General features: G+C 69.0%; 6 protein-coding genes. 3 read left to right on the forward strand and 3 right to left on the reverse strand.

Features of this window, described 5'->3' with window-relative positions; translation table 11 throughout:
* The 3 genes from VF697_RS20195 to VF697_RS20205 form a co-directional block, all read left to right on the forward strand.
* Nucleotides 1-215, forward strand: a 215-nt coding sequence (locus tag VF697_RS20195) for a sensor histidine kinase (protein ID WP_331097381.1), incomplete at its 5' end; no start/stop codon positions are given.
* 285 nt (nucleotides 216-500) lie between these two features.
* Nucleotides 501-1,655, forward strand: a complete 1,155-nt coding sequence (locus VF697_RS20200; RefSeq protein WP_331097382.1) for a PAS domain-containing sensor histidine kinase — start codon at nucleotides 501-503, stop codon at nucleotides 1,653-1,655.
* A gap of 14 nt (nucleotides 1,656-1,669) precedes the next feature.
* Nucleotides 1,670-3,595: a response regulator gene (locus VF697_RS20205; protein ID WP_331097383.1), complete on the forward strand. Its 1,926-nt coding sequence runs from the start codon at nucleotides 1,670-1,672 to the stop codon at nucleotides 3,593-3,595.
* Nucleotides 3,596-3,598: 3 nt separating this feature from the next.
* Here VF697_RS20205 and VF697_RS20210 read toward each other — a convergent pair whose 3' ends face one another.
* The 3 genes from VF697_RS20210 to thyA all read right to left on the reverse strand — a co-directional run.
* Nucleotides 3,599-5,452 carry a cytochrome c/FTR1 family iron permease gene (locus VF697_RS20210; protein WP_331097384.1) on the reverse strand — a complete coding sequence of 618 codons (1,854 nt, stop codon included), beginning with the start codon at nucleotides 5,450-5,452 and terminating at the stop codon, nucleotides 3,599-3,601.
* 100 nt (nucleotides 5,453-5,552) lie between these two features.
* Complete coding sequence (locus VF697_RS20215; RefSeq protein ID WP_331097385.1) at nucleotides 5,553-6,029, reverse strand: dihydrofolate reductase; 477 nt, start codon at nucleotides 6,027-6,029, stop codon at nucleotides 5,553-5,555.
* On the reverse strand, nucleotides 6,026-6,300 hold a 275-nt coding region (gene thyA / locus VF697_RS20220), incomplete at its 5' end, for a thymidylate synthase (RefSeq protein ID WP_331097386.1). The genes VF697_RS20215 and thyA, both read right to left, overlap by 4 nt.

The following is a 6,300-nucleotide window of genomic DNA, read 5'->3' on the forward strand; positions in this document are numbered from 1 at the left end:
ACGGCATCGGCTTCGAGGAGAAGTACCTCGACCGCATCTTCAACGTGTTCCAACGCCTGCACGGGAGGGGCAAGTACGAGGGGACGGGCATCGGCCTGGCCATCTGCCGCCGGATCGCCGAGCGGCACGGCGGGAGCATCAGTGCGCGGAGCACCCCCGGCCAGGGGTCCACCTTCATCATCCGTCTGCCCCTCAAGCAAACTCAGAGCGCCTGACTGCTGGGCGTGCTGCTGACCGGGGAGAGACCCTCTCTCCCCGCCGCCTCCTTACCTTTACATTCACACTTCCCGTGCTACGCTCCTGCTCCCTTTTTCTGGCGCTACTGTATTCGGGACGGTGTGAAACAAAGCGTCTCGCGAGGGATTCGCTTGGACACGCGTCGGAGGTCAGAGGGGACCGCTTCCCCGACTGACGAAGCTGCTGGCACGGCCTCACCTGGGGACACGACGACCCAGGAGTTGCTCGAGCTGGTCCACAGGTTGGTATCCGATGAGCCGCATGTGCGGTGCCGTGTCGGAGAGGGACCTCACGCCGCTCTGGCCGAGGCGCTCAACACCCTGGCCATCAGCCTGGATGCGCGCCGCACCAGGCCCCATGAGCCCTTCGGGGTCGAGGTGCTGGTCGCCCAGTCGCCCATCATGATGGTGACCTGCGATGCCTCCGAGCGCATTCGCTTCATGAACTACACCGTGCCGGGCTACCTCACCTCGGACGTGGTGGGCAAGAGCTTCTACGACTTCGTCATGCCGGACCAGGTCGAGATGGTGCGGAGCCACGTCCATCATCTGCTCAGGACGGGTGAGGCCACGGGCTATGAGATCCGCTCCAGCGTCCCCATCGGCCCCGAGTGGTACGGCGTGAAGCTGGGGCCCATCCGCGCGGGCGAGCAGATCATCGGGTTCACGATGAGCCTGATGGACATCACGGACCTCAAGCGGACCCAGCTGCGCCTGGAGCAGTCCAACCGGGAGCTGGAGAACTTCGCCACCGTCGCCTCGCACGACCTGCAGGAGCCGCTGCGCAAGATCCAGACCTTCAGTGAGCGCCTGACGGCCATGTGCGCCGAGACGCTCAGCCCCGAGGGCCGCGACTACCTGGAGCGGATGAACAACGCCGCGGCGCGCATGCGCAAGTTGATCGACGACCTGCTCACCTACTCCCGTGTCTCGTCGAAGTCGCAGACCTTCCTGCGGTTGGACCTCGCGGAGGTGGCGGGTGAGGTGCTGGGAGACCTGGAGACGGCCATCGAGCAGTCGGGGGCGACCGTGACGGTGGGAGAGCTGCCCTCGGTCGATGCCTCTCCAATGCAGATGCGGCAACTGCTGCAGAACCTGCTGAGCAACGCGCTGAAGTTCCGCCGGGATGACGTGGCGCCCTCCATCTCCATCAGCGGCACGGTGGACCCGGACGGCAGGTATTGTGAGCTGAAGGTGGAGGACAACGGCATCGGCTTCGAGGAGAAGTACCTCGACCGCATCTTCAACGTGTTCCAACGCCTGCACGGGAGGGGCAAGTACGAGGGGACGGGCATCGGCCTGGCCATCTGCCGCCGGATCGCCGAGCGGCATGGCGGGAGCATCAGTGCGCGGAGCACCCCCGGCCAGGGGTCCACCTTCATCGTCCGTTTGCCCCGCAGTCAGACCTCCTCCCGGTGATGTGACGGCTTCCCATGAAGAGTGAGAGCGGCCAGCCAGCCATCCGCGTCCTGCTCGTCGAGGACGACGAGGACGACTTCGTCGTGACGCGCGATGCCCTGCGGTCCATCGGCCCGGGGCGGATGGTCCTCGAGTGGGTGTCGACCGCGGAGGAGGCGATCGCCGCGGTGGAGACCGGCGGCCACGACGTGTGCCTGCTCGACTATCGCCTCGGTGCGACGACGGGGCTCGAGCTGCTCTCGCAGTTGCGGCGGCGAGGCTGGCGCGGCCCGGTCATCCTGTTGACCGGCCTGGGGGATGACGAGATCGACCAGCAGGCGCTGGAGGCCGGCGCCGATGACTTCCTCGTGAAGTCCCAGCTCACCCCGACCCTCCTGGAGCGGGCGATCCGCTATGCGCTCCAGCACTCGCGCACGCGGGAGACCCTGCGCCGCTCGCAGGAGAGCTTCCACACGCTCATCGAGCAGCTGCCCGATGGCATCTGCGTGCAGCAGGGGGACCGGCTCGTCTACGTCAACCCCGCGCTCGTCACGCTGCTCGGGTGCGTCTCTCCGAAGGAGCTCCTGGGACTGTCCTCGGCGGAGCTGGGGGCCACCTTCATCCACCCGGAGGATCGGGCGGCGCTCCCTCCCGACGTCCGTGAGGCGTTCATGGCGGCGAAGCCGGTGTCGCCATGGGAGGTCCGGCTCCTGCGCAAGTCCGGAGGCATCGTTCCCGCGGAGATCTCCCAGGTCCCCGGGATGTTCGAGGGCCAGCCCTGCCTCGTGCGGACCGTGCGTGACCTGACCGAGCGCAAGCAGATGGAGGTCCAGCTGCTGCGCGCGGATCGCATGGCCTCGCTCGGGACGCTCGCGGCGGGGATCGCTCATGAGATCAACAACCCGCTCGCGTATACGATCGCCAACCTCACCCACCTGGAGGCGGAGGTGCTCCCCGGGCTGGGGTTGCCCACCAGCCAGCGGGAGGAGGTGCGCAAGCTCCTGTCCGATGCGCATCTCGGGGCGGGCCGCGTGCGGGACATCGTCCGGCAGCTCAAGATGTTCTCGCGCACGGAAGAGGAGGCCCGGCCGGAGCCCGTGGACGTCCACCGCGTGCTCGAGACCGCGATCAGCATGGCCTCGACGGAGATCCGTCACCGCGCGCGGTTGGTGCGCGACTACACCCAGCCGCTCGTGGTCCTGGCGAACGAGGGCCGGCTCGGGCAGGTGTTCCTGAACCTGCTCGTCAACGCGGCCCAGGCCATCCCCGAGGGGGACGTGGAGCGCCATGAGATCCGCGTCGTCACGCGCTCCCATGCGGAGGGGGTGGTGGTCGAGGTGCGCGACACGGGCTCGGGCATGTCGGCGGAGCACCTGGAGAAGCTCTTCGAGCCGTTCTTCACGACCAAGCCCGTTGGAGTGGGGACGGGGCTCGGCCTGTCCATCTGCCAGGACATCGTGACCGGCCTCGGTGGACGCATGGAGGTGGCGAGCGAGGTCGGCAAGGGGACCACCTTCCGGGTCATCCTGCCCGCCACCTCCGCGGCGCTCCCGACCGAGGTGCCTCGCCCCTCCCCGACGCCCGCGGTGTCGCGGCGGGGGCGGGTCCTGGTCGTGGATGACGAGCCGATGGTGGGCGTGGCCATCCGCCGCACGCTCCAGCGCGACCACGAGGTCGTGGTGCTGACGAGCGCGCGGGAGGCCCAGGCGCGGCTCACGGCGGGGGAGGGCTTCGACGTCATCCTGTGCGACGTGATGATGCCGGAGATGAGCGGGATGGACCTGCACGAGGAGCTCACGAGCCACTCGCCGGAGCTGGCCGAGCGGTTCGTGTTCCTGACGGGCGGGGCCTTCACGAGCAGTGCCCGCGCCTTCCTGAGCCGCGTGAGCAACCCCCGGCTGGAGAAGCCCTTCTCCTCCCAGGAGCTGCGCGAGCTGGTGCAGTCGCTGGTGACCTCGTGACGGCTACCCCCGCGACGAGGCGTCCGCCAGCCGCGTGGTGCCACCGCGCCGCTTGATGACGAGCCAGATGAGCGGGATGGCCGTCAGCACCGCCTGCGGCAGGAGCGACATGGCATCCGGGTAGATGCCGAGCAGGTCGATGGTGACGAAGGGGATGGGCTTGAGGGGCACCACCGCCACCTCCTGCAGGGCGTGGATGGCCTTGCCGAGCAGCATGATGGCGGTGACCACCAGCAGCACCGTGGACGCCTTGAAGAGCGTCTTCATGGGCAGCTTGTAGCCCACGCGGTTGACGAACAGCACGAGCGCGGTGAGCACCACGACGCCCGCGGCGCAGCCCCAGGCCACCCCGGTCGCCGAGTCGAGCGCGAGCCCCTGCAGGAAGATGGCCGTCTCCACGCTCTCGCGCAGCACGGCGGTGAAGGCGATGCCGAAGAGGCCGAACACGCTGCCCCGGCCGAGCGCGCCCTGCATCTTCTCGCGCATCTCACCCATGAAGCGGCTCATGTTGGCGCGCGCGTTGAGCCACAGCGCCGCGTACAGCAGCATGGCCACGGCCACCAGCCCGGCGATGCCCTCGAGCAGCTCGCGGTTGGCCCCGTTCATCAGGTGCCGCCCGAAGATGAAGGCCAGGGCGCCCACCACCAGCGCGGACACCCACCCGAAGTGGATGACGCGCACATACGCCGGGGCCTGCATCTTGCGCATCATCGCCAGCAGCGCGGCGACGATGACCATGGCCTCGAAGCCCTCGCGCAGGAGGATGAGCAGGGTGAGCCAGATGACGGAGACGAAGCCCACGGCGTTGCCGCTGCCCCGGCGCGCCTCGTCCAGCAGCGACAGGAGGATGCGGCCCTCGTCCTGCAGGTGCGGGCTCTTCTGCTCGGCGGCGATCCGCGTGTCCAGGAAGGCCCGCTCCAGCTTCTGCACCAGCTCCGGACTGCGGGCGCGCAGCGTCACCTCCACCGGCTCGATTCCGTTGAGGTAGGCATCCAGCAGCGCGTTGCGCGCCCCGAGCGCGTCCCCGGAGGCGCCCAGCCTCAGCGCCTGCTCCACGTGGTCGCGCGCCAGCAGCAGGCCGCGCTCCTCGTCCACGTCGGGCATCTTGCGACGCAGGCAGGCGAGGTTCTTCTCCCCATGTTCCCGCACGAGCTCGGGGTCGGTGGAGGTGGCGAGCTTCTCCAGCGAGGCCTTGGGCGGGGTGTCATCGCAGGCGGGCTGGCGCAGCGTGAAGAGGAAGAAGGCGACGGCCCAGCGCTCCTCCTCGGAGAGGGTGGGGAAGCCGGGCATGGCCGTGCCGGGCACGCCGAAGCTGGTGGTGTTGAAGGCCTTGTACGGGGTGAGCCCGGCCATCACGTCCGCGTCGTGGAAGTCGGTCGGCTGGGGCTCCATCGTCTGGGCGATGGGCACCCGCGCGCGGCCATCCGCGCCATGGCACGCCGAGCAGCTCTCCTGGAAGAGCTGGGCGCCACGCGCCAGGTCCGGAGGCGTGCGCGGGCTGCGCGCCAGGCCTCCGGCGAGCACCAGGTCCTCCACGAGCGCGCCGCAGTCGCGGCTGACGCCCTGGGCATCCTCCGCCTTGTCCACGCGGGCCTTGATGGCCAGCAGGCGCGGGAGGAAGGACTCTCCCCGGGGCCCCATGTCCCGGGCCGCCTCGGTGGCCTCGGCGATGAAGCTGCGCTGCTCGGCCAGCTCGAAGTCGGACTTCGACTCCACCGCCAGCGGATAGTCGGCCTCGAGGTACTGGAGGATTCCCACCAGCCGGTGCCAGGTGCGCCCCTCGGACGCACCCTCATCGGCGGCGGCCAGGGGGACCGCGAGCAGCAGGGACAGGAGCAGGAGGCCGATGCGCTTCACGGCCTCCTCTCTACCAGTCCTCGGGGCCTATTTCAATTTTGAGAATCAAAATCAAAATGCAGGCGGACGGGGGGCGTGTCCTGCTCAACGGTGCGCGCGGCTACCGCTCGTAGGTGAGGAAGGAGAAGGGCGGCTCGGTGGCGGTGGCGGGGTGGTGCGCCTCCTCGACGAGACGCCAGCCCGACAGGTCCACCTCGGGGAAGAAGGTGTCACCCTCGTAGTCGCGCTCGAGCCGCGTGAGGTACAGGCGCCGCAGCCGCTCCATCGTCTGGCGGTAGAGGTCCGCGCCGCCCGCGATGAAGACCTCGTCGCCGCGCGCCATGTCCAGCGCCTCTTCCAGGGAGTGCGCCACCTGGACGCCCGCGGGCGTGTAGTCCCGCTGGCGCGTCACCACCACCATCGTCCTGCCCGGCAGCGGCCGGCCGATGGACTCGTACGTCTTGCGCCCCATGACGAGCGTGTGCCCCATCGTGAGCTGCTTGAAGCGCTTGAGGTCCGCCGGCAGCCGCCAGGGCAGGGTGTTGTCCTTGCCGATGCAGCGGTTGGCGGCCATCGCCACGATGGCGGAGAGCCTCATACGGCGACCGGCGCCTTGATGGCGGGGTGGGGCTCATAGCCGCTCAACGTGAAGTCCTCGTACTTGAAGTCGAAGAGCGAGCGGACCTCGGGGTTGAGCGTCATCCTCGGCAGGGGCCGCGGCTCGCGCTTCAGCTGCTCGCGGGCCTGCTCCAGGTGGTTGAGGTACAGGTGCGCGTCCCCCGTGGTGTGGATGAACTCGTGCGCCTGGAGCCCCGTGGCCTGCGCCACCATCATCGTCAGCAGCGCGTAGGAGGCGATGTTGAAGGGCA

This window comes from Archangium sp., assembly GCF_036388035.1.
Classification (GTDB): domain Bacteria; phylum Myxococcota; class Myxococcia; order Myxococcales; family Myxococcaceae; genus Archangium.

Bases quoted from the DNA above. Each gene is read 5' to 3' on its own strand.
- VF697_RS20205 (WP_331097383.1), top strand. From the start codon at position 1,670: ATGAAGAGTGAGAGCGGCCAGCCAGCCATCCGCGTCCTGCTCGTCGAG.
- VF697_RS20215 (WP_331097385.1), bottom strand. From the start codon at position 6,029: ATGAGGCTCTCCGCCATCGTGGCGATGGCCGCCAACCGCTGCATCGGC.